The 20,824-nt window shown below is 68.4% G+C and carries 22 protein-coding genes; 13 read left to right on the top strand and 9 right to left on the bottom strand.

Annotation, left to right across the window (positions count from 1 at the left end):
- Positions 1–21: 21 nt before the first annotated feature.
- The 5 genes from KF796_01610 to KF796_01590 form a co-directional block, all read right to left on the bottom strand.
- Positions 22–879, bottom strand: coding sequence for a creatininase family protein (locus KF796_01610; GenBank protein ID MBX3585310.1), 858 nt, complete (start codon positions 877–879; stop codon positions 22–24).
- Complete coding sequence (locus tag KF796_01605) at positions 876–2,141, bottom strand: amidohydrolase family protein (GenBank protein ID MBX3585309.1); 1,266 nt, start codon at positions 2,139–2,141, stop codon at positions 876–878. The genes KF796_01610 and KF796_01605 overlap by 4 nt, the downstream gene beginning before the upstream one ends.
- Positions 2,138–2,725 (bottom strand): NAD(P)H-dependent oxidoreductase, encoded by a 588-nt coding sequence (locus tag KF796_01600; protein MBX3585308.1) that lies wholly within the window; start codon positions 2,723–2,725, stop codon positions 2,138–2,140. The genes KF796_01605 and KF796_01600 overlap by 4 nt, the downstream gene beginning before the upstream one ends.
- 191 nt (positions 2,726–2,916) lie before the next feature.
- Positions 2,917–3,543: a TetR family transcriptional regulator C-terminal domain-containing protein gene (locus tag KF796_01595; GenBank protein MBX3585307.1), complete on the bottom strand. Its 627-nt coding sequence runs from the start codon at positions 3,541–3,543 to the stop codon at positions 2,917–2,919.
- Positions 3,540–4,475, bottom strand: coding sequence for a DMT family transporter (locus tag KF796_01590; protein ID MBX3585306.1), 936 nt, complete (start codon positions 4,473–4,475; stop codon positions 3,540–3,542). Before KF796_01590 ends, KF796_01595 begins: the two co-directional genes overlap by 4 nt.
- Positions 4,476–4,523: 48 nt before the next feature.
- Between KF796_01590 and KF796_01585 the strand changes: the two genes are divergently transcribed.
- Both KF796_01585 and fghA read left to right on the top strand, forming a co-directional pair.
- Positions 4,524–5,630, top strand: a complete 1,107-nt coding sequence (locus tag KF796_01585) for an S-(hydroxymethyl)glutathione dehydrogenase/class III alcohol dehydrogenase (GenBank protein MBX3585305.1) — start codon at positions 4,524–4,526, stop codon at positions 5,628–5,630.
- On the top strand, positions 5,630–6,499 hold the full coding sequence (fghA, locus tag KF796_01580; protein MBX3585304.1) for an S-formylglutathione hydrolase: 870 nt from the start codon (positions 5,630–5,632) through the stop codon (positions 6,497–6,499). The genes KF796_01585 and fghA overlap by 1 nt, the downstream gene beginning before the upstream one ends.
- Positions 6,500–6,515: 16 nt before the next feature.
- Here fghA and KF796_01575 read toward each other — a convergent pair whose 3' ends face one another.
- A complete protein-coding gene (locus KF796_01575) occupies positions 6,516–6,950 on the bottom strand; it encodes a MarR family transcriptional regulator (GenBank protein ID MBX3585303.1) in 435 nt (144 codons plus the stop codon).
- Entirely contained in the window at positions 6,947–7,480 is a 534-nt protein-coding gene (locus KF796_01570) for a flavin reductase family protein (GenBank protein MBX3585302.1), read from the bottom strand. Before KF796_01570 ends, KF796_01575 begins: the two co-directional genes overlap by 4 nt.
- A gap of 25 nt (positions 7,481–7,505) precedes the next feature.
- Between KF796_01570 and KF796_01565 the strand changes: the two genes are divergently transcribed.
- The 7 genes from KF796_01565 to KF796_01535 all read left to right on the top strand — a co-directional run bounded on the left by KF796_01565 (position 7,506) and on the right by KF796_01535 (position 16,717).
- Positions 7,506–8,555, top strand: coding sequence for a peptidase M29 (locus tag KF796_01565; protein MBX3585301.1), 1,050 nt, complete (start codon positions 7,506–7,508; stop codon positions 8,553–8,555).
- The gene (locus tag KF796_01560; protein ID MBX3585300.1) at positions 8,552–9,349 is read left to right on the top strand and encodes an alpha/beta fold hydrolase; all 798 of its coding nucleotides are present in this window, start codon (positions 8,552–8,554) and stop codon (positions 9,347–9,349) included. The genes KF796_01565 and KF796_01560 overlap by 4 nt, the downstream gene beginning before the upstream one ends.
- A gap of 4 nt (positions 9,350–9,353) precedes the next feature.
- A complete protein-coding gene (locus tag KF796_01555; GenBank protein MBX3585299.1) occupies positions 9,354–10,613 on the top strand; it encodes a serine hydrolase in 1,260 nt (419 codons plus the stop codon).
- Positions 10,614–10,625: 12 nt separating this feature from the next.
- Positions 10,626–11,891 carry an acyl-CoA dehydrogenase gene (locus KF796_01550; protein ID MBX3585298.1) on the top strand — a complete coding sequence of 422 codons (1,266 nt, stop codon included), beginning with the start codon at positions 10,626–10,628 and terminating at the stop codon, positions 11,889–11,891.
- Between the two features lie 37 nt (positions 11,892–11,928).
- Entirely contained in the window at positions 11,929–12,852 is a 924-nt protein-coding gene (locus KF796_01545) for a murein peptide amidase A (GenBank protein MBX3585297.1), read from the top strand.
- 63 nt (positions 12,853–12,915) lie between these two features.
- Positions 12,916–14,364, top strand: coding sequence for an NAD(P)/FAD-dependent oxidoreductase (locus KF796_01540; protein ID MBX3585296.1), 1,449 nt, complete (start codon positions 12,916–12,918; stop codon positions 14,362–14,364).
- Between the two features lie 4 nt (positions 14,365–14,368).
- Positions 14,369–16,717 (top strand): xanthine dehydrogenase family protein molybdopterin-binding subunit, encoded by a 2,349-nt coding sequence (locus tag KF796_01535; GenBank protein ID MBX3585295.1) that lies wholly within the window; start codon positions 14,369–14,371, stop codon positions 16,715–16,717.
- A gap of 36 nt (positions 16,718–16,753) precedes the next feature.
- Here KF796_01535 and KF796_01530 read toward each other — a convergent pair whose 3' ends face one another.
- Positions 16,754–17,269, bottom strand: a complete 516-nt coding sequence (locus KF796_01530; GenBank protein ID MBX3585294.1) for an AAA family ATPase — start codon at positions 17,267–17,269, stop codon at positions 16,754–16,756.
- Positions 17,270–17,304: 35 nt separating this feature from the next.
- Here KF796_01530 and KF796_01525 point away from each other — a divergent pair, with 35 nt between their 5' ends.
- Together KF796_01525 and KF796_01520 are read left to right on the top strand one after the other, a co-directional pair.
- On the top strand, positions 17,305–17,505 hold the full coding sequence (locus tag KF796_01525; protein MBX3585293.1) for a hypothetical protein: 201 nt from the start codon (positions 17,305–17,307) through the stop codon (positions 17,503–17,505).
- On the top strand, positions 17,502–17,963 hold the full coding sequence (locus KF796_01520) for a GNAT family N-acetyltransferase (protein ID MBX3585292.1): 462 nt from the start codon (positions 17,502–17,504) through the stop codon (positions 17,961–17,963). The genes KF796_01525 and KF796_01520 overlap by 4 nt, the downstream gene beginning before the upstream one ends.
- 15 nt (positions 17,964–17,978) lie before the next feature.
- Here KF796_01520 and KF796_01515 read toward each other — a convergent pair whose 3' ends face one another.
- Positions 17,979–19,106 carry an ABC transporter substrate-binding protein gene (locus KF796_01515; GenBank protein ID MBX3585291.1) on the bottom strand — a complete coding sequence of 376 codons (1,128 nt, stop codon included), beginning with the start codon at positions 19,104–19,106 and terminating at the stop codon, positions 17,979–17,981.
- Positions 19,107–19,340: 234 nt separating this feature from the next.
- Between KF796_01515 and KF796_01510 the strand changes: the two genes are divergently transcribed.
- Complete coding sequence (locus KF796_01510; GenBank protein ID MBX3585290.1) at positions 19,341–19,922, top strand: uracil-DNA glycosylase family protein; 582 nt, start codon at positions 19,341–19,343, stop codon at positions 19,920–19,922.
- 37 nt (positions 19,923–19,959) lie between these two features.
- Positions 19,960–20,823, top strand: a complete 864-nt coding sequence (locus tag KF796_01505; GenBank protein ID MBX3585289.1) for a polyphosphate--nucleotide phosphotransferase — start codon at positions 19,960–19,962, stop codon at positions 20,821–20,823.
- Position 20,824 lies beyond the last annotated feature (1 nt).

The raw sequence follows: 20,824 nt of genomic DNA, 5'->3' as shown, positions 1-20,824 counted from the left end.
GGCCATGCAAGTTGCGGACCGTCAGGCCGGGGTTGGCTCGATGTGGCCCTGCTGGTGGCCGTAGCCCCAGGAGGGCACGTCCCGCATCACCCACTGCATGTGGAACAGGTCCGTGATGGCCTGCACCCAGCTGGCCGACAGGGTGTCCAGGATGTCCAGGCCCTGTTCGGGCGTGGCCTGCAGCGGGTCACCGATCACGCCGCTGGGGCCAAAGTCGCGCGCCGTCCAGGCACAGGCCGGCCGGCCGTCGCCCGAAAGGATTTTTGAGGGAAACGGTGGCGGGAAGTTGGCCACCGCACGTTCCATGTGCACCGTATCGGGCGCCAGCGCCATCATCAGCGCGGTCTCGGAATGACCGGCATGCATGGCCAGGCGACGCTCCTCGTCAGAAATGTATTTGCCCGATGAATTGGGCAGGCGTGACACGTGGAAGGGCACGATCACGAAGTCGCCGTGGCGCAGCCGCAGTTCGCGCGCCGCCATTTCCAGCACCTGGGGCTGTCCGCCGTGGCCGTTGGCCAGCAGCAGCTTGCGAAAGCCGGCCCGATACACCGACTCGCCCAGCTCGGTGATGGTGGCCAAAAGCGTGGGCCCGGTCAGGGTCATGGTGCCGGGAAAGTGCAGGTGCTCGTCGGACTTGCCATAGGTGATGGGCGCCAGGCCAAACGCGCGAATGGCCGCCGGCAGGCGTTCCAGCGCCTTGCCCAGCACGCCCGACGAGATCACGCTGTCCACCGAGCAGGGCAGGTGCGGGCCATGTTGCTCAATGGCGCCCACCGGCAAAACGATGACGGTGTTTTCGCGGTCGGGCAGGGCCGCGACCTCGGTCCAGCTCAGGTAGGGCAGGAAGCGGTGGGGAGGGATGTAACCGTGAATCATGCAAAAGCCCTTTCAGGCAGTGGGTGCAGGCGCACGCCCCGGCGCAGGACAACGCGCTGCGCGCAGCGGGAAGGCCAGCCCCAGGCGTCGGTGCCGGTGAAGATGACGAGGTCGGCCAGCGCGCCAACCAGAGAAGGCGCAGCGGCCGGTGTGCGCTGCAGCCAGTCGGCGCGGCACAGGGTGTCGGACCAGACATCAAACGGCTGGTCGAGCTGGGCCGCGAGCACGCCCGCAGCCAGCGCTTCAACCGGGTCGTAGCTGCCGACGCCGCAGAACGGGTCCTGCACGTTGTCGCTGGCGATCAGCAGCGGGATGGACCGTGCGCGGGCTTCCTTGATCAGGGTCAGGCCGCGCTGGCGGGGTGTACGGCCGGTGGTGGCGTCCTGCAGCAGCAAGTTGGTGATGGGCAGCGACACCAGCGTGATGGGCGCGCGGGCCACCGCATCCAGCGTGGCCAGCGCTTGTGCCTCGGGCTGTGCCGCGAGCGAGCAGGTGTGGCCGCAGACCACACGGCCGCCAAAGCCGGTCTCGCGCACGATGCGCGCGGTGGCGGCCAGGCCCTGGGCCTCGGGGTTCAGTTCCTCGTCCACATGCAGGTCCACATCGAGCCCGGCCTCGTCGGCCACCATGAACACGTGGCGCAGCGCCTGCTCGTCCCAGTTGACCGTGTGCACAAAGGCGCCCAGCACCGCATGGCCGCCGGTGGCGACCACCCGCGCCGCGATGCGGCGGGCCTGCGCCAGGTCCTGGAACAGCGTGAGCTTGACCAGGCTGACCTGCTCGAGGCGAATGCGGCCTCGCCACTGCTGGGCCAGCTCGGCCAGCACCTGCCAGGCCACCGGGGTGCTGTCGGGTTCCCACCAGTCCACATGGCTGCGCAGGTGGACGCAACCCGCTTCGTGGGCCCAGTCCAGCCCGCGGCTGGCGCGCCGGCGCACGTCCTCGGCGGTCCAGCCCAGCCGGTCGGCCATCATGGCGTCTATGGCACCCAGCAGCCCGGGCTGCACATTGCGCATGCGGGGCCGCGTGAAGGTCTTGTCCAGGTGCGTGTGGGCGTCTACCAGGCCGGGCAGCACCGGGGCGCCGGCCACATCCCAGCTGTCGTCGTCGGCCTGGGCCTGGTCCATGGATACCACGGCGTCGATGCTTCCGTCAGAGAGGGTCAGCGCGGCGAGTGCGGGCTGGCCAGCCCGCGTGGGCCAGCGGGCGCCCAGCAGCCAGCGGGGCAACCGGGCGTTGATGATCTGGCCTGGCGCGTTCATGCAAACCTTGCCATGGCCTGGCCCACACGGCGCTTGAAGGCGGTCAGGCGCGGCTCGGTGGCCACGTTCATGTGGTAGTACGCGTGGAAGTCGGCCCTGGCCGTATTGCCGGTCAGCCGGCGCATGTAGCGCGTGATGATCTTGCGCGGGGGGTCGCCCATGTACCAGGCCACCCAGCGCGGTCGGCCGTAGGTGACCACGGCCGAAATGCGCCGGATGTGCGTCAGCATGGGCTTCACATTGGCCGGGTCGCTGATGTCAAAGGCCACGCCGGGCATGAACAGCCGGTCAAAGAAGCCCTTGAGCATGGCTGGCAGGCCAAAGCACCACGTGGGGAAGCAGAACACGATGGCCTCGGCGCGCTGCAGCCGGGCCACGTAGGGCGCCAGTGCTTGCTGGTTGGCGGGCACGTCGTGGTAGCCCAGCCGCTCCTCGCGCGACAGCACGGGGTTGAAGCCCTCTGCATAGAGGTCACAGTCGTCCACCGTGTGGCCTGCGGCCTTGAGGTTGGCCACGACTTCGGCGTGCAGGGCCGAGGCAAAGCTGGTCTCAACGGGGTGGCAATAGACGACCAAGACATGCATGGCGGTTACCCGGGGTTGCGCACCGCAAGCGTGAACCGCGCACCGGGAATGTGCGGTGGGGCCTGGCGCGAGGCGAAGTTGTGGGCTTGTGTATTCAATTCTGACCAATCAATTTGATCGATTGGTCAGAATAAGCAATCACTGTGCCAATGGCATGGCCCGGCCCGTGGGGCTGGGCGGACAAACGGAGATCAGGCGGTCTGGATGCCGCAGCCGCGCAGGATCAGCGTGGTCAGTTCGCGCACCAGCGCCTCCCGGTCGGGCTGCCAGTCGGGTTGGCCGGGGCTGAGGAGCTGGCGCACCTGCACGGCCGAGTCGGCGTAGAACTGGGTCATGGACCAGATGTTCATGAGCAGCACATACGGATCCACGGGCTTCATCAGGCCGCGCGCAATCCAGCCATTGATGATGTTGACCTTTTCCTGGGTGCGCTGGCGCGACTCGGGCCAGAACTTCTCGAGGTTGCGGCCGCCGTCCAGCACCTCGCGCGTGAAGATGCGCGAGACCTCGGGCTTGTCAAAGGCCTGGTCGATCTTGGAGCGGATGTAGTCGCCCAGCACCTTGCCCGGGTCCGTGGAGCCGGCATCGAACATGCCCTTCCAGTCCGACATCACGGACAGCAGCAACTCTTCGTAGAGTTCTTCCTTGCCCTTGATGTAGTAATGCAACTGGGGCTTGGTCAGTCCGGCGCGCGCGGCAATGGCCTGGGTTGACGTGCCCTTGAGGCCGTTCTGGCTGAACTCGGCAATGGCGGCTTCGCGGATCGCAGCGAGGATGCGTTCGCGGTTTTCGCGCGGCTTGCGGGTGGGAGTTTTCAAGGCCGGGGAATCGTAGCAGAGCCGGTGCTGGCGACGGTGGCGGCCTTGCGGTTCACCAGCACAATGCCGACCGCCACGCCGGCCAGCGCCAGCACCAGCTGCAGCGTGAGCGGCTCGCCCAGCAAGACCACGCCCAGCACCAGCGCGAACAGCGGCGTGAGAAAGGTGAATGAGCTCATCTGCGTGGCCGGGTAGTGCCGCAGCAGCCACATCCAGGTGAGGTAGCTGGCAAAGGCGCCCACGCCCGTCTGCAGGCCGATGGACACCCAGGCCTGGGTGGAATAGGCAAGGCCCCAGGGCTCGCCAATCGCCAGTGACAGCAGGGGCGCCACCAGCGCGGTCACGCTCACCTGGTAGAACAGGGTTTTCTCGGCGCTGATGCGGCTCATGCTGCTGGCGCGGATCACCAACGTGGTCAGGCCCCACAGCGTGCCGGCGGCCAGGGCCAGCGCGTCGCCGTGCAGCTGGCTTTGGGTGGAGCCATGCAGAAAACCCTCGCTGAAGGCCACGGCCACCGCGGCGAACGCAATGGCCAGCCCCACCCATTGCACCGGGCGCATCGTCTCGGACGGCACAAAGCGCGGCAGCAGCAGCGCCACCACAAAGGGCGAGGTGTAGAGAAACACCGTGAGCCGCGACGCCGTGGTGCTCATCAGGCCCAGGTAGATGCAGCAGAACTCCCCAGCAAACAGGGCGCCGGCCAGCAGCCCCGCGGGCAGCGAGCCATCGCGCTCAAACAGCTTGACGCCGCGCGCCACGCACCAGCCCCACAGCAGCGCGGTGGCGCCCGCCATGCGCAGCGAAGCCTGCCACAGCGGAGGCACCTCGCCCACGGTGGTCTTGATCAGGATCTGCTGGAAACCCCAGAACAGGCAGCAGGCCACCAGCAGGGAAATGGCCAGGGAATCCAGGTGATTTTTGCGCTCGGTCATGGTGACGATGGTAGCCTTGGATCGACACGACAACTCCCGGGGCTCCCCATGAAAACCAAAGCAGCAGTCGCCTGGAAATCCGGCGCACCCCTCACCATCGAAACCGTGGACCTGGACGGCCCCAAATCTGGCGAAGTGCTGGTCGAAATCAAGGCCACCGGCATCTGCCACACCGACTACTACACGCTCAGCGGCGCCGACCCCGAAGGCATCTTCCCGGCCATCCTGGGCCACGAGGGCGCGGGCATCGTGGTCGATGTGGGCCCTGGTGTGACCACGCTCAAGAAGGGTGACCACGTCATCCCGCTGTACACGCCCGAGTGCCGCCAGTGCAAGTTCTGCCTGAGTCGCAAGACCAACCTGTGCCAGCTGATCCGCGGCACGCAAGGCAAGGGTCTGATGCCGGATGCGACCAGCCGCTTCAGCCTGGACGGCAAGCCCATCTTTCACTACATGGGCACCAGCACCTTCAGCAACTACACCGTCGCGCCCGAAATCTCGCTCGCCAAGATCCGTGAAGACGCGCCGTTCGACAAGGTCTGCTACATCGGCTGCGGCGTGACCACCGGCATCGGCGCGGTGATCTTCACCGCCAAGGTCGAGGCCGGCGCCAATGTGGTGGTGTTCGGCCTGGGCGGTATTGGCCTGAACGTGATCCAGGGTGCGAAGATGGTGGGCGCCGACAAGATCATCGGTGTGGACATCAATCCGGCGCGCCAGGAAATGGCACGCCAGTTCGGCATGACCCACTTCATCAACCCCAAGGAAGTGGACAACGTGGTGGACGCCATCGTGCAGCTCACCGACGGCGGCGCCGACTACAGCTTCGAGTGCATAGGCAACACCCAGGTGATGCGCCAGGCGCTGGAGTGCACCCACAAGGGCTGGGGCCGCAGCATCATCATCGGCGTGGCCGAAGCAGGCGCTGAAATCAGCACGCGGCCGTTCCAGCTGGTCACGGGTCGCAAGTGGGAAGGTTCGGCCTTTGGTGGTGCACGCGGGCGCACCGATGTACCCAAAATCGTGGACTGGTACATGGAAGGCAAGATCAACATCGACGACCTGATCACCCACACCATGCCGCTGGAAGACATCAACAAGGGCTTCGACCTGATGAAGCGCGGCGAGTCGATCCGCGGCGTGGTGATTTACTGATGGGCGCGCAGGCGGGGACCGAAACACTGGCCGGCCATGCCTGCTTTGGCGGTGAGCTGCGCTTTTGCCAGCACGATTCGGCAGAGATTGGCTTGCCCATGAAGTTCTCGGTCTACCTGCCGCCGCAGGCCGTGGCTGGCGCCAGAGTGCCGGCGCTGCTGTACCTGGCGGGCCTGACCTGCAATGAGGAAACCTTCATGGTCAAGGCCGGCGCCCAGCGCCTGGCGGCGCAACTGGGCCTGGCGCTGATCGCCCCCGACACCAGCCCGCGCGGTGCGAACGTGCCCGGCGAGGCCGACAGCTGGGACTTTGGCGTGGGCGCGGGCTTTTACCTGGATGCCACCCAGGCGCCCTGGGCCAGGCACTGGCGCATGGAAAGCTGGCTCATGGCCGAGCTTTTGCCCATGCTGGTGCGCGAACTGCCGCTGGATGGCGAAAGGCTCGGCATCTTCGGCCACTCCATGGGCGGCCACGGTGCGCTGACGCTGTCGTTGCGCCACCCGGGCGTGTTCAGGACGCTGTCGGCCTTCGCGCCCATCTGCGCGCCCGCGCAGTGCCCCTGGGGCCAGAAGGCGTTCACGGGCTACCTGGGTGAAGACCCCGCAGCCTGGCAGGCCCATGACGCGAGCGCGCTCATGACGCAGCAAGCCCGGCCGCCGTTTCCGGGTGGTGTTCTCATCGATCAAGGGCTGGCCGACAAATTCCTGCCCGGGCAACTGCACCCGCATCTGTTTGAAGCGGCCTGCGCGGCTGCGGGCCAACCCCTGACGCTGCGCCGCCATGCGGGCTATGACCACGGCTACTACTTCATCCAGACCTTCATGGAAGACCACCTGCGTTTTCATGCCCGCGGACTGGCCGCAGGCTGAGCCGGCGCCGGGTGCCTCAGTCGCTGCCCGCGAGCTTCACGAGCAGCTTGCGCAGCGCTATCTTTTCAGTAGCGCCCAGTGCCCGCAGCATGCGGGCTTCGTGCACTTTGGCTTCTTCGACCAGCGGCTTGACCAGGCGTTTGCCGAGCGCGGTGGCCGCCACCAGCGTGCGCCGCTGGTCGCTCGCGTCGGCATGCAGATCAACCCAGCCCTGCTCCGCCATGCGCTGGACCAGCTTGGTCACCGTGGGCTGCTTGGACAGCACGTCCAGCGCGAGCTGGCTCACGGTGAGCGGGGGGCTGTCATGCAGCGTGGACAGCACGCGCCACTCGATGCTGCTCAGGCCCGCGGCCCGCACATGGGCGTCGAAATCCTTGTACAGCGCATGGTTGGCCTGGCCCAGCAGGTAGCCAAGGTAGCCATCGACAAAGCGCTGCGGCGCCGCGCTCACAGCGCGTGCTCCGTGTAGAACTGGCCGCCGTGAAACAGCAGGGGCGAGGCACCCCGGGCATGGGTGCAGCGCTCGACCTCGCCCACGAAGATGACGTGGTCGCCTTCCTCGTAGCGGCTGCGGTTGAAGCACTCAAAGGTGGCGGCGGCACCCGCGAGCAGCGGCGCGCCGCCCACGCCTTCGGCAAAGGCCACACCACCCCAGCGGTCGGCGCCCTTGAGCGCGAAGCGCTCGGCCAGGTCCTTCTGGCCCGCCCCGAGGATGTTGATGGCGTAGTGCGAGCCGGTGCTGAACGCGGGCATCGAGCCCGCGGCCCGTGCCAGGCTCCACAGCACCAGCGGCGGATCCAGCGACACTGAGTTGAACGAGTTGGCCGTGAGGCCGATCAGCTCGCCCGTGGCCGTGCGCGCCGTGACGATGGTCACGCCGGTGGCGAACATGCCCAGCGCGGCGCGGAACTCCAGCGTGGAGAACGCGGGCGGCTGGGCTTTGCGGGGAGGGCTCACAAACCTTATTCCATGAAATTTCATGTATTATGACCTGAACGGAAACATCATGCTGCAAGAAAAAATTGAGCCCGCGTGGCTTGACGCTTTTGAATCCCTGCTGCGCCGCTGTGCGGTCCAGCCCGGTGACACCGTGGCCGTGCTGGGCGAGAGCCAGAGCCGGCCCGTGCTGATCGAACTGGCGCGCCTGGCCGCCGCGCGCGTGGGCGCGAAGGCATTCACCCTGCTGCTGCCCAGCGTTTTTGAATCAAATCGGCCTGTAGCCCGCTCCACGGGCGCCTCCAATGCTCTGCAAAACATAGCACCCGTGGTGTCGGCGCTGGCCGGAAGCACCCTGGTGCTGGACTGCACCGTCGAAGGGCTGATGCACGCGCCCGAGCTGCCCGCCATCCTCCAGGGTGCCAGCGGGACCCAGCCGCGCGTGGTCTATGTCAGCAACGAGCATCCGGAGGCGCTGGCCCGCCTGCTGCCAGGCGACACGCTCGAGCCGCTGGTCAAGGGCCATGTCAAGCGCCTGCGCGCCGCCACGGCCATGCAGGTCACGTCAGCGGCGGGCACCGACCTGCGCATCTCCCTGAAAGGCGCTGCCGCGGGCGGCAACTGGGGCACCACCACGCGGCCCGGCACCATGACGCACTGGCCCGGCGGGCTGGCGCTGGCGTTTCCCGCGGCGGGCAGTGTCAATGGCACGCTGGTGCTGGCCGAAGGCGACGTCAACCTCACCTTCAAGCGCTACATCGAGCGCCCCGTCACCCTGACCATCGAGGACGACTACGTGACCGCCATCCGCGGCGCCGGGGTCGATGCCGAGCTGATGCGCAGCTACATCGCGGCCTGGGGCGATCGCGAGGCCTATGCCGTGAGCCACGTGGGCTACGGCCTGAACCCGGCGGCCCGCTGGGACAGCATGGCTCTCTACGACAAACGCGACTTCAACGGCACCGAGTTGCGCGCCTTCGCGGGCAACTTTCTCTACAGCACCGGCGCCAACGAGGTGGCGGGCCGCTACACGGCCGGCCACTTCGATCTGCCGCTGCGCCACTGCACCGTGCAGCTGGACGGCCAGACCGTGGTCGACGCGGGCCAGGTCGTCGCATGAGCAGCCTGCCCACGTTCACTGCGCTGGGCAGCGGCCCCACGGTGCTCATGCTGCACGGCATTGGTGGCGGGCACCTGGCTTTTGCGCCGCAGGTGGAGGCACTCGCCTCCCTGGGCTACCGCGCGGTGGCCTGGGACATGCCGGGCTATGGCCACAGCGCCCCCATCGAGCCCTACACCTTCAAGGGCCTGGCCGAGGCCTGCATCCGGCTGATCGAGGCGCTGATGCAGGCGCAGGGCAACCGGCAGCTCACGCTTTTAGGACACAGCATGGGCGGCATGGTGGCGCAGGAGGTGGTGGCGCGGCGGCCCGAACTCGTGAACAAACTCATCCTGTGCGGCACCTCGCCGTCGTTTGGCAAACCCGACGGCGACTGGCAGCGTGAATTCATTGCCAGCCGCACCGCCCCGCTGGACGCGGGCCAGACCATGGCCCAGCTGGCCGAACTGCTGGTGCCGCAGATGATCGGCCCGGGTTCGCTGCCCGAGGGGGTGAAGCTCGCCACCCATTGCATGAGCCTGGTCAACCCCTCCACCTACCGCCGCGCGCTGGAGGCCCTGGTTACCTTTGACCGGCGCGCCAGCCTGGCGGACATCCATGTGCCCACGCTGCTGCTGGCCGGTGAGCATGACCGCAATGCACCGCCCGCCGTCATGAAGAAAATGGCCGCCGCCATTGCGGGCAGCACCTTCATTGAAATGAAGGGCATTGGCCACTTGCTGAACCTCGAGGCGCCGGAAGAATTCGACAGCCTGGTGCTCAACTTCCTGGCGCTGCCGCGCCTGCTGCATTGAGGCCATGAGCGGGCTGCCCTGCCGTCAGCGCCTGCTGGCCTGTGCGCTGGCCCTGCTGGCCCTGCCCGCGGTGGCCGAGCCTGATGAGGGGCCACTGGGCAAGGCCCAGGGCTATCCGGTGGGCACCAGCCCCGCCAACTGGTATGACATGCCCTACCGCGTGGGCTCGTGGTCGGCGCTGGACAAGGTGCCGGGAATCCTGACCCGCGAAGTGCCCCGCGCGGCTACGCCGGCCGCGCTGCCGAAGGCGGTGCAGCCGCCCGCCATCCACTACCGCTTTCGCAACACAGGCTACACGCTGAGCGACTACCTGGAGCGCCGCCGCATCACCGGCCTGCTGATCCTCAAGAATGGCGAGATCGTGGCCGAGCACTACCGCTATGGCCGCCGGGACGATGCGCGCTTCATCAGCTTTTCCATGGCCAAGAGCGTCACCTCGCTGCTGGTGGGCGTGGCGGTGCAGCGCGGCGCCATTGCCTCGCTGGACGACCCGGCCGGGAAATACGCCAAGGACCTGGCGGGCAGCCCCTACGGCGCCACCACGGTTCGCCAGCTGCTGCGCATGAGCTCCGGCCTGCGCTTCACCGAGCGCTACGACGGGCAGGACGACATCGCCCGCCTGTCACGGGCCTCCGCCACGGGCAACCCCAGTCCCATGAGCGTGCTGCGCGGCATCACCGAGCGGCATTCACCCGCCGGCGAGAAGTTTGTCTACGCCAGCGCCGAGACCGACGTGCTGGGCCGCGTGCTGGCGGGCGCCACGGGCCGCAACCTGGCTGCGCTGACCGCGGAATGGCTGTGGCAGCCCCTGGGCGCCGAACACGATGCCTTCTGGCGCATGGGCGCCGACCGGCAGGAGCAGGCCTATGGCGGCTTCAATGCCAGCCTGCGCGACTGGGGCCGGCTGGGCCTGCTGCTGGCCCATGACGGCAAGGTGGGTGAGCGGCAAGTGGTGCCGCGCGACTATGTGCTGGACGCCACCGACCCCGCGCGCCAGCCCGCGGCCTTTGCGCCGCGCCAGGCCACGCCGTTCTTTGGCTATGGCTACCAGTTCTGGCTGTTCCCGCTGAAGGAGCGCAGCTTTGCCATGCAGGGCATTCACGGCCAGGCCGTGTTTGTGCAACCCGCCACCGGCATCGTGATGGTGCAGACGGCCGTCTATGCCAATGCCTCCGGCGCCCAGGAGGCCGATTCATACAACGAGCGCACCGCGCTCTGGCTGGGCGTGCTCGACGCGCTGGGCGGCCGCACCGAGCGCTACTGAAGGAGACCTTTGATGAACACCCGCACCCTGCCCGACACCCTGGGCTTCACCCCCGCCGTGGGCGACATGCCCCTGACTCCCCAACAGCGCTCGCTGCTGGCGCTGGCCAGTGAGCTGGGCCGCACCCGGTTTGCGCCGCGCGCCGCGCAGTGGGACGAAACCGCGAGCTTCCCGTTTGCCAACTACGAGGACCTGCGCGATGCCGGACTGCTCAAGCTGTGCGTGCCCGAGTCGCACGGCGGGCTGGGTGCCGACTACGCCACCTACATGATGCTGGCCGCCGAGGTGGGCCGCCACTGCGGCGCCACCGCGCTGACCTGGAACATGCACATCTGCTCCACCATGTGGACCGGCGTGCTGGCCGACGGCATTGCCATGACCGACGCGCAGCGCGCCGAGCACCTGCGCCGGCGCGAGCTGCACTTTGCCCGCATCGTGAACGACGGCGCCATCTACGCCCAGCCTTTCAGCGAAGGCAGCGCCGCCGCCGCCGGGCGCGCCCCGTTTGGCACCACGGCCAGGAAGGTGGACGGCGGCTGGCTGGTCAATGGCCGCAAGATCTTCGCCAGCCTCTCAGGCGCGGCCAACTACTACGGCGTGCTGTGCACCGAAGACAAGGGCGACGAGCACCCCGACGCGCGTGACACGCTGTACATCAGCGTGCCGGCCAAGGCAGAAGGCTTTTCGATCAGCGGCGACTGGAACCCGCTGGGCATGCGCGGCACGGTCAGCCGCAACCTGCATTTCAAGGACGTGTTCGTCAGCGACGATGAGCAGCTCATGCCGCGCGGCATCTACTTCAAGGGCGCGCAGACCTGGCCCGCGATGTTCTTCACGCTGGCGCCCACGTATCTCGGCCTGGCCAACGCGGCCTATGACTTCACCGTGAGCTACCTGCGTGGTGAGGTGCCCGGCGAGCCCCCGGTGAAACGCCGCATGTACCCCACCAAGCAGATCGCGGTCGCGCAGATGCGCATCCAGCTCGAAGGCATGCGCAGCCTGTTCACGCGCGCCATCCTCGAGGCCAAACCCAACCCCGGCAAGGACGAAAAGATGCGCCTGTACGCCGCGCACTACAGCGTGATGGAAGGCGCCAACGACATCGCCCGCCTGGCCATCCGCACCTGCGGCGGCCAGAGCATGATGAAACACCTGCCGCTGGAGCGCATCTACCGCGACAGCCGCTGCGGCTCGCTGATGCTGCCCTGGACGGCCGAGCTGGTGCTCGACCGCATGGGCCGCGAGACGCTGTACGAGGCCGGCGAGAAGGACGCGTGATGCCAGGCCGCCTTTGCATGCGCCAATAATCGGGCTCATGCGACGAAGCCTTCTGATTCCCGCCGCCGGGTTGGCCGCCCTGCTGGTCACCGCCTGTTCAGACCGCGCCGCGCCGCCGGTCGACCCCAAGACACCGCCGCCCGCGCCGCCGGCCGTGGCCCCGGCGCCACCCCCCGTGCTGGCCACCGCCGCCCAGTGCCAGGCGCTGGCGCAGCGCCTGCCCAACCTTGGCACGGCCCGGTGCACCGCGGCCCGGCTGCAGGACAGCGGGGCCCGCTCGGTCAAGGGCATGCCGCTGTTCACGCGCGACGTGCGGCCCGACGCTCCCAGGCAGCGCGTGCTGGTGATCGGCGCCATCCACGGTGACGAACTCTCGTCAGCGTCGGTGGCGCTGCACTGGATCGGGCTGGCCGAAGACCCGCTGATCCAGATGCCGCAGCCGATCCACTGGCGCTTCATCCCGGTGCTCAACCCCGACGGCCTGCTCAACCAGCCGCCCCGGCGCATGAACGCCAACGGTGTGGATCTGAACCGCAACTTCCCCACGCCCAACTGGGAGCGCGACGCCGCCATCTACTGGAACCAGCGCGTGCGCAAGGATCCGCGCCGCTGGCCCGGGCCCAAGCCATTGTCGGAGCCCGAAACCCGCTTTGTGCACGCGCAGATGAAGGACTTCAAGCCCGACCTGATCGTGAGCATCCACGCACCCTACGGCGTGCTGGACTTTGACGGTCCCTCGGTGCCGCCCAGCAAGCTGGGCCGGCTGTACCTGGACCAGGTGGGCATCTTCCCCGGCTCGCTGGGCAATTACGGCGGCGTGCACAAGGGGGTGCCCGTGGTCACGGTGGAACTGCCCAATGCCATGCGCACCCCGCTGGACAGCGAGACCCGCCAGATGTGGATCGACCTGCTGCGCTGGATGAGCGAGCGGCTGGGGCCGGGCGCCGGCACCGCCCGCTGACGGACACACGGGCCGCGGCGCAGGCGACAGCGCCCGCGGCATTCGCGTGCTAACGTGCCCGCCATGGAACAGCTGGATGTGGCGATTCTCGGCGCCGGCCTGGGCGGGCTGGGCGCTGCCATCCGTCTGCAGCGGGCCGGCATCGGCTCGTTTCGCGTGCTGGAGCGTGCACAAGAGGTGGGCGGCACCTGGCGCGACAACACCTACCCGGGCTGCGCCTGCGACATCCCCTCGCACCTGTACTCGTTCTCGTTCGAACCCAACACCGAATGGACGCGGCCCTACCCGCGCCAGGCCGAGATCCAGGCCTACATCCTGCGCACGGTCGCGCGCCACCAGCTGGCGGCGCGGATCCAGCTGGGCGCGCAGGTCACGCAACTGCGCTGGCTGGCCGACGAACAGCTGTGGCGGATCGACATCGCCGGCGAGCCCGCGCTCAAGGCGCGTCATGTCATCAGCGCCACGGGCCCGCTGAACAAGCCCGCCATTCCGGCCATCGAAGGCCGTGGCAGCTTTGCCGGCGAGCAGTTTCATTCGAGCCAGTGGCGCCATGACGTGCCGCTGGCGGGCCGGCGCGTGGCCGTGGTGGGCACCGGGGCCAGCGCCATCCAGATCGTGCCCGCGCTGGCCGGCGTGGCGGCGCAGCTCAGCGTGTTCCAGCGCACGCCGCCCTGGGTCGTGCCCCGGCCTGACCGGCCCTACAGCGCGGTGCGCCGGCAGGTCTACCGGGCCCTGCCCTGGCTGCAGACCCTCAACCGCTGGCGCATCTACTGGCGCAACGAGCTGTTCGGGCTCGGCTTCCTGGGCTCGCAGCGCATGCAGCGGCTGGCGCGCTGGGGCGCTTCGGCGCACCTGCGCCACCAGGTGCGCGACCCGGCGCTGCGCGAACGGCTGACGCCAGACTACGCCCCCGGCTGCAAGCGCATGGGCGTGTCCAGCGACTACTACCCCGCGCTGCAAAAACCCGGCGTGGCGCTGGTGACCGGGGCGATTGACCGCGTCGAGCCGCGCGGTATTGTCACGGCCGACGGCGCGCTGCATGAATGCGACGTGATCGTCTGGGCCACGGGCTTCACGGCCACCGAATTCGTCACGCCCATGCGCATCCATGGCGAGGGCGGCGTGGAGCTCAGCGCGCTGTGGCAGGCGCAGCCCGCGGCCACGCACCTGGGCATCCATGTGGCGGGCTTTCCCAATCTGCACCTGCTCGTGGGCCCCAGCACCGGGTTGGGCCACAACTCCATCGTCTTCATGATCGAGGCCCAGCTCAACACCATCATCGGCGCGCTGCGCGGCGGCCCGCCGGTGCTGCGCCTGAAGCCTCAGGTGCAGGCTGCCAGCTACGCCGGCGTGCAGCGGCGCCTGCGCCGCACGGTGTGGGCCAGTGGCTGCAAAAGCTGGTACCAGCACCCCGACGGGCGCATCGACACCCTGTGGCCCGGCTTCACCTGGCAATACTGGCGGGCCACGCGCCGCTTTGATGCACGGCTTTACGAAATCAGCGAGACTTGAACCCATGACCACCGACACCCTCACCCCCGACGCGCCTGCGGGCGAAGCCTTCAAATTCGGCAGCGGCCAGGCCGTCAAGCGCCTGGAAGACGAGAGCCTGCTCAAGGGCCTGGGCCGCTACACCGACGACGTGGTGCCGCAGGGCCAGCTGCGCCTGTGCTTTGTGCGCTCGCCCTACGCGCATGCGCGCATCGTGTCCATCGACACCGCAGCCGCCCTGGCCATGCCCGGCGTGGTGGCCGTGACCACGGGTGCCGAGCTGGTGGCCGCGGGCGTCAAGCCCATTCCGGGCAGCGCCAACTTCAAGCGCCCCGGCGGCGCGCCTGGCGCCACGCCGCCGCGCCATGTGCTGGCCCATGAGCGGGCCCGCTTCGTGGGCGAGGCCGTGGCCATGGTGGTGGCCGAAACCCTGCAGCAGGCGCGTGACGCGGCTGAGGCCGTGATGGTCGACTACGAGGAGCTGCCCCAGGTGGTGGACCTGGACGGCGCCACCGCCGCGGGCGCCCCGGCGCTGTGCGACGAGGCCCCCGACAACATCGCCGCCGAAATGCGCCACGGCAACGAGGCCGCCACCACGGCGGCCTTTGCCCAGGCGGCGCACACGATCCAGCTCAACGTGGTCAATCAGCGCGTGGCGGCGCTGACCATCGAGCCGCGCTCGGTGCTGGCCTGGGTGGCTGAGGATGGGCGCCTGACGCTCAACATGAGCAGCCAGATGCCCTCGGGCGTGAAAAACTCGCTGTGCAACGACGTGCTGGGCCTGCCGCGCGACAAGGTGCGCGTGACCGTGGGCGACGTGGGCGGCGGCTTTGGCATGAAGACCGGCATCTACCCCGAGGACGCTGCCGTGGCCTGGGCCGCCCATGCGCTCAAGCGCCCCGTGAAATGGGTGGCCGACCGCAGCGAAGAGTTCTTGTCCACCGCCCATGGCCGCGACCAGCAATGCCAGGCCGAGCTGGCCCTGGCGGCCGACGGCAAGATCCTTGCGCTGCGCCTGCGCACACTGGCCAATGTGGGCGCCTACGCCACGGGCACGGGCGTGGCCATCCAGCTGCTGATCGGCCCCTGGGTGCAGACCAGCGTCTACGACATCCAGACCATCGACTTCCACTACAAGGCCGTGCTCACCAACACCGCGCCCACCAGCGCCTACCGCGGCGCGGGCCGGCCCGAGGCCATCTTCCTCATGGAGCGGCTCATGGACGAAGCCGCGCGCCAGACCGGCATCGACCGCATTGCGCTGCGCCGGCGCAACTTCATCGCGCCCGAACAGATGCCCTACAAGAACCCCATGGGCCAGACCTATGACACCGGCCAGTTTGAAAAAGTCATGGACCAGGGCCTGGCGCTGGCCGACTGGGCCGGTTTTGATGCGCGCGCCGCGCAAAGCAAGGCACAAGGCAAGCTGCGCGGCCTGGGCATTGCGACTTTTCTGGAGTGGACCGGCGGCAACGTGTTCGAGGAACGCGTGACGGTGGACGTGAAGGCCGACGGCACCATCGAGGTGTTCTCCGCCGTCAACCAGATGGGCCAGGGCATTGCCACCACGCTGGCGCAGCTGGTGGTGGACGTGTTTGGCGTGCCGATTGAGCAGGTCAAGGTGGTGCTGGGCGACACCGACCGCGGCGACGGCTTTGGCAGCGCGGGCTCGCGCTCGCTGTTCACCGGCGGCTCGGCCATGCGCGTGGGTTCCGAGCGCACCATCGAGCACGCCAAGCAGCTGGCCGCCAAAGAGCTGGAGGCCGCGGCCGACGACATTGCCTATGCCGCGGGGCAGTTCAAGGTCAAGGGCACCGACCTGGGCATCAGCCTGTTTGCGCTGGCGGGCAAGCAGCCCGAAGGCCGCATCCACATGGACAGCACCAGCGCCGTGAGCGGGCCCACCTGGCCCAACGGTTGCCACATCAGCGAGGTGGAGGTCGATGCGGCCACCGGCGAAGTGCAGGTGGTGCGCTACAGCAGCGTCAACGACGTAGGCCGCGTGGTCAACCCGATGATCGTGCGCGGGCAACTCGATGGCGGCGCCGTGCAGGGCCTGGGCCAGGCGCTGTGCGAGCACATGGTTTACGACAAGGACACCGGCCAGCCCGTGACCGGCAGCCTGATGGACTACTGCGCGCCGCGCGCCGACCTGATGGCCTGCGACTTTGTGACCGAGATGGACCAGTCCACCCCGTGCAAGAACAACCCGCTGGGCGTCAAGGGCGTGGGCGAGCTGGGCACCATTGGCGCCACGCCCAGCGTGGTCAATGCCGTGGCCGATGCCCTGGCGCGTGGCGGCTTTGCGGCGGCCACGCCGGGGCTGCAGATGCCGCTCACGGCCGGCAAGCTCTGGCAGGTGCTGGCCGCCTAGGCCCGGGAAGCGATTTGCTCCTGATTTGATAGTACACTACGGCCGCCAGTCCTGGACTCCAGGCCATTTCTGCATCAAAACGGCCAGGTGGACCGCGATCGGGGTGCTGGCGGTGTCCAGGCGCAGCGCCTCGCCGCCCAGGGGCGTCCAGCCCATGGCCTCGATGGCGTCCCAGCGCGGCAGCGTGTGGCCCGCGATGTCGGGCTCGCGCGACTCGGCGCGGCGGCGGTGCTCGGCCCGGTCCGTGCAGACAACCTCCCCCCAATGGCAGGGCACCGAGGCGCCCGCCGCCACGGCGGCCCAGCCCCGGCGGGCCTCGGGCGCGGCGTTGACCGCATCGGCCACCACGCAGTGCCCCAGCCGCAGGTTGTCCGCCGCCACGGCCTGGACCGCGGTATAGCCGGCGGCGCTGTCCCGGGCCTGCGGGCTGGCCCGGCGCAAGGCCTGCTCAAAGCTGTCGATCCGCAGGTACACCGCGCTCCTGCGGCGCGCGAACTCGCGCGCCAACGTGGTTTTGCCGGTGCCGGGCAGGCCTGCGAAGACGATGAGCATGGGGTGATTGTGCGCAAAGTGCATCATGGCGGCTGATGCGTCCGGTCTTTCGCTCCTGCCTGCGGTTGCTGCCCTATGGGGCGGGACTGGCCATGCTCGGCATGTTCTACCAGCCGCTGCGGACCGAACTGGCCTCGGACAGTTTGCTGGCCATCGTCGTGATCGTGTACCTTCTGCTGCTTCGGCTGGCCGCCAAGTGCGTGGCCCATCTACTTTCAGAAAGCGACAGCGAATGACGACGGCACCTCTGATCCGCCCGATCCGGCTGCAAGACCATGCGGCCTGGACGCCGCTTTGGGACGGCTACAACGCCTTTTATGGCCGCGAGGGCGCCACGGCGCTCAACCCCGCCATCACCGCCGCCACCTGGCAGCGCTTCTTTGACCCGTTGGAGCCGGTGTTTGCGCTGGTGGCCGAGGCCGATGGCCAGCTGCTGGGCCTCACGCATTACCTGTACCACCGCAGCACCACGCGGCTGGAGCTGACCTGCTACCTGCAGGACCTGTTCACTACGCCCGCCGCGCGCGGGCGCGGCGTGGGCCGGGCGCTGATCCAGGGGGTGTATGCGCAGGCCCGGGCCGCGGGCATCAAGCGCGTGTACTGGCAGACCCACACCACCAATGCGGCGGGGCGGCTGCTGTACGACAAGGTGGCCGCGCACCTGGGCTTCATCGTCTACACGCACGACGTGTAGACCGGGCAAGGGGCCCTAGTTGGTGAACTTGCCGTCGTAGCCAATGATGGACGCCTGGACAAACTTGGTGCCCTGGCGGCGCTGCGGGCCAAACTCGATCAGGTAGTCGCCCAGGTCATAGGTGCCCAGGCCCTGCAGCGCGTTGGTGAGCTTCTCGGGCGTGAGGTCGCGCCCGGCGCGGCGCAGGCCCTCCACCAGCACGCGGGCCGACAGGTAGCCATACAGCGAGACAAAGCTGGGCGTGATCTTGTGGGCGTCCATCAGGTTCACGTAGTCACGCACAAAGCGCTTGTTGCGCCGAAACGGCGTGGGCACGATCTGCGTCACGATCACGCCGCGCTTGTACTCGCCCAGGGCTTTCACAAACGAGTCCGAACCGTTGTTGGACAGCGCCGCAAACTGGGCCGTGCCGCCCTTGCTGCGGTACAGCTTGACGAAATCGGTCGCGCCCTTCACGCCCGCGATCAGGACCACTACCTGCGGGTTGGCCGCGAGCATCTTGGTCACCGCATCGGCAACCTCGGGCGTCTTCTGGTCCACGGGCTGGACCGAGACGGCTTCGAGCTTGAGCTCCTTCAGCGCGCGCTGCGCGCCCTCCATCACGTCCTTGCCGTAGGAGTCGGTGGCGGCCAGAAAGCCAAAGCGCGTGATGCCGGTGGAGTTCATGAGCTGGATCAGCGAGATCACCTCGTCCTGGTACGAGGCGCGCAGCGAGAACACGCTGCGCTTGAGCGGCTCGGTGATGAAGGCCGCGCCCGACTGCGACGCCACCAGCGGCACGCCCGACTCCTCCGACAGCGTCATCAGCGCCTGCGTGGACGGCGTGGTGCGCGGCATGAACACCGCCAGCGCCTTCTGCTGGTCGATCAGCTCCTTGAACAGGCGCCCGGCCTCCTTGCCGTCCTGCTTGTCGTCGAGCTTTTGCAGCGTGACCTTGCGGCCGTGGATGCCGCCCGCCGCGTTGACCTGGTCAAAATACAGCTCGGCGCCGCGCAATGCCTCGGCGTTGGACTCCGCGAGCTGGCCCACGAACGGGCCAATGTGGTGGATGGCGATGCTGGTGGGCGTGACCGCGCTGGTCTGCGACCAGGCCTGCAGCGGCAACGCGAGCGCGAGAAGGGACAGGATGAAGCAACGACGCATGATGTTTGTCTCCGTTGTCTTCGCGCGGTGGCCCGGGTGGCCGGCCGTGCGAAACCGCTGCACAAGCGCAGGGCGCCCTTGTTGGGGGCGGCGCCATGATCGCGCCGCGCCCGGGTGCCGCCAACTGTGGCGTTCAACAGGTGGGTTTCCCCTGAGCCGGCTTGGGGGGCCCGGGGCCCCGGATTTACTCCTGTTTTGATAGCAAACAGTGGCCGCCCCTCCTGGACTCCAGCCATGAAAGACCTGCAACATGCGCTCGCCGAGGTACGCGCTTGTACCTTGTGCGCCGCGCACCTGCCCCTGGGCCCGCGCCCGGTGCTGCAGCTGCACCCGGCCGCGCGCCTGCTGGTGGCCGGGCAGGCGCCGGGGCGCAAGGTGCATGCCAGCGGTGTCCCGTTTGACGACGCCAGCGGCGAGCGGCTGCGCGACTGGCTGGGCGTGTCGCGCGAGGTGTTTTATGACCAGCGGCGCGTCGCCATCGTCCCCATGGGCTTTTGCTACCCGGGCACCGGCCGGGCCGGCGACCTGCCGCCGCGGCCCGAATGCGCCGCCACCTGGCGCCAGCCCCTGCTGGCCGGCCTGCGGCAGCTGCGGCTTACGCTGGTGATTGGCCAGCACGCGCAGGCCTGGCACCTGCCCGGCGCCGGTGCCACGCTGACCGAGGTGGTGCAGGGCTGGCGCAGCCGCGACCCGGCTGTGCTGGCGCTGCCCCACCCCAGCCCGCGCAACAACCTCTGGTTGCGGCGCAACCCCTGGTTTGAAACCGAGCTGCTGCCCGTGCAGCGCGCACGCGTGGCCGCCGCGCTCGCGCCATGACCGGTATCCTCTGGCTCAACACCACACGGAGAACGCCATGGCCAACGGCAACAAGGACAGCAAGAGCGACACCCCGGGCGTCGACGCGCTGGCGGCATGGCAGCCCCCCACCGATGGCAAGGGCAAGCCGTTTTCACTGAAAGGCTGCCAGCCTTCGGCCAAGCCCTATTCCAGCGGCAACAAGGCCGACGACAAGGTCGCCGTGGAGGCGCTGGCCATGGAGCTGGACGGGTTGCAGGACCTGTTCTATGCCGACCGGCGCTTCAAGCTGCTGGTGGTGCTGCAGGGCACCGACACGGCCGGCAAGGACGGCACCATCCGCGGCGTGTTCAGCCGCACCAGCGCGCTGGGCGTGCACACCGTGGGCTGGAAGGCCCCCACCGAACCCGAGCGCGCGCACGACTACCTGTGGCGCATCCACCAGCAGGTGCCCGGCGCCGGCGAGTTCATGATCTTCAACCGCAGCCACTACGAAGACGTGCTGGTGCCACCCGTGAACGGCTGGATCACGCCCGAGCAGACGCGCCAGCGCTACGCCCACATCAACGACTTCGAGCGCCTGCTGAGCGAGACCGGCACGGTGATCATGAAGTTCATGCTGCACATCAGCTTTGAAGAGCAGCGCCAGCGTTTGCAGGAGCGCATTGACGACCCGACCAAGCACTGGAAGTTCAGCATGGGCGACCTGGACGCGCGCAAGCAGTGGGCCGATTACCAGGCCGCCTACGAAGCGCTGCTGGGCGCCACCAGCACCCCCTGGGCGCCGTGGACCGTGGTGCCCGCCGACTCCAAGACCCATCGCAACCTGATGATCGCCACGCTGGTGCGCGACAAGCTCAAGTCACTGGGGCTGCGCTACCCGCCCGAGGACCCGAAGCTGGTGGGGTTGAAGGTGGAGTAGA

The sequence above is a fragment of the Ramlibacter sp. genome (assembly GCA_019635435.1).
GTDB lineage: Bacteria > Pseudomonadota > Gammaproteobacteria > Burkholderiales > Burkholderiaceae_C > JAHBZM01.
The sequence above is the reverse complement of the archived record's forward strand: the minus strand, read 5'-3'. Positions and strand labels throughout refer to the sequence as shown.

Coding starts and splice junctions, on each gene's coding strand:
- KF796_01610 (MBX3585310.1), bottom strand. CDS start 879: ATGATTCACGGTTACATCCCTCCCCACCGCTTCCTGCCCTACCTGAGC.
- KF796_01605 (MBX3585309.1), bottom strand. CDS start 2,141: ATGAACGCGCCAGGCCAGATCATCAACGCCCGGTTGCCCCGCTGGCTG.
- KF796_01600 (MBX3585308.1), bottom strand. CDS start 2,725: ATGCATGTCTTGGTCGTCTATTGCCACCCCGTTGAGACCAGCTTTGCC.
- KF796_01590 (MBX3585306.1), bottom strand. CDS start 4,475: ATGACCGAGCGCAAAAATCACCTGGATTCCCTGGCCATTTCCCTGCTG.
- KF796_01585 (MBX3585305.1), top strand. CDS start 4,524: ATGAAAACCAAAGCAGCAGTCGCCTGGAAATCCGGCGCACCCCTCACC.
- fghA (MBX3585304.1), top strand. CDS start 5,630: ATGGGCGCGCAGGCGGGGACCGAAACACTGGCCGGCCATGCCTGCTTT.
- KF796_01570 (MBX3585302.1), bottom strand. CDS start 7,480: ATGAAATTTCATGGAATAAGGTTTGTGAGCCCTCCCCGCAAAGCCCAG.
- KF796_01565 (MBX3585301.1), top strand. CDS start 7,506: ATGCTGCAAGAAAAAATTGAGCCCGCGTGGCTTGACGCTTTTGAATCC.
- KF796_01560 (MBX3585300.1), top strand. CDS start 8,552: ATGAGCAGCCTGCCCACGTTCACTGCGCTGGGCAGCGGCCCCACGGTG.
- KF796_01555 (MBX3585299.1), top strand. CDS start 9,354: ATGAGCGGGCTGCCCTGCCGTCAGCGCCTGCTGGCCTGTGCGCTGGCC.
- KF796_01550 (MBX3585298.1), top strand. CDS start 10,626: ATGAACACCCGCACCCTGCCCGACACCCTGGGCTTCACCCCCGCCGTG.
- KF796_01545 (MBX3585297.1), top strand. CDS start 11,929: ATGCGACGAAGCCTTCTGATTCCCGCCGCCGGGTTGGCCGCCCTGCTG.
- KF796_01540 (MBX3585296.1), top strand. CDS start 12,916: ATGGAACAGCTGGATGTGGCGATTCTCGGCGCCGGCCTGGGCGGGCTG.
- KF796_01535 (MBX3585295.1), top strand. CDS start 14,369: ATGACCACCGACACCCTCACCCCCGACGCGCCTGCGGGCGAAGCCTTC.
- KF796_01530 (MBX3585294.1), bottom strand. CDS start 17,269: ATGCTCATCGTCTTCGCAGGCCTGCCCGGCACCGGCAAAACCACGTTG.
- KF796_01525 (MBX3585293.1), top strand. CDS start 17,305: ATGCGTCCGGTCTTTCGCTCCTGCCTGCGGTTGCTGCCCTATGGGGCG.
- KF796_01520 (MBX3585292.1), top strand. CDS start 17,502: ATGACGACGGCACCTCTGATCCGCCCGATCCGGCTGCAAGACCATGCG.
- KF796_01515 (MBX3585291.1), bottom strand. CDS start 19,106: ATGCGTCGTTGCTTCATCCTGTCCCTTCTCGCGCTCGCGTTGCCGCTG.
- KF796_01510 (MBX3585290.1), top strand. CDS start 19,341: ATGAAAGACCTGCAACATGCGCTCGCCGAGGTACGCGCTTGTACCTTG.
- KF796_01505 (MBX3585289.1), top strand. CDS start 19,960: ATGGCCAACGGCAACAAGGACAGCAAGAGCGACACCCCGGGCGTCGAC.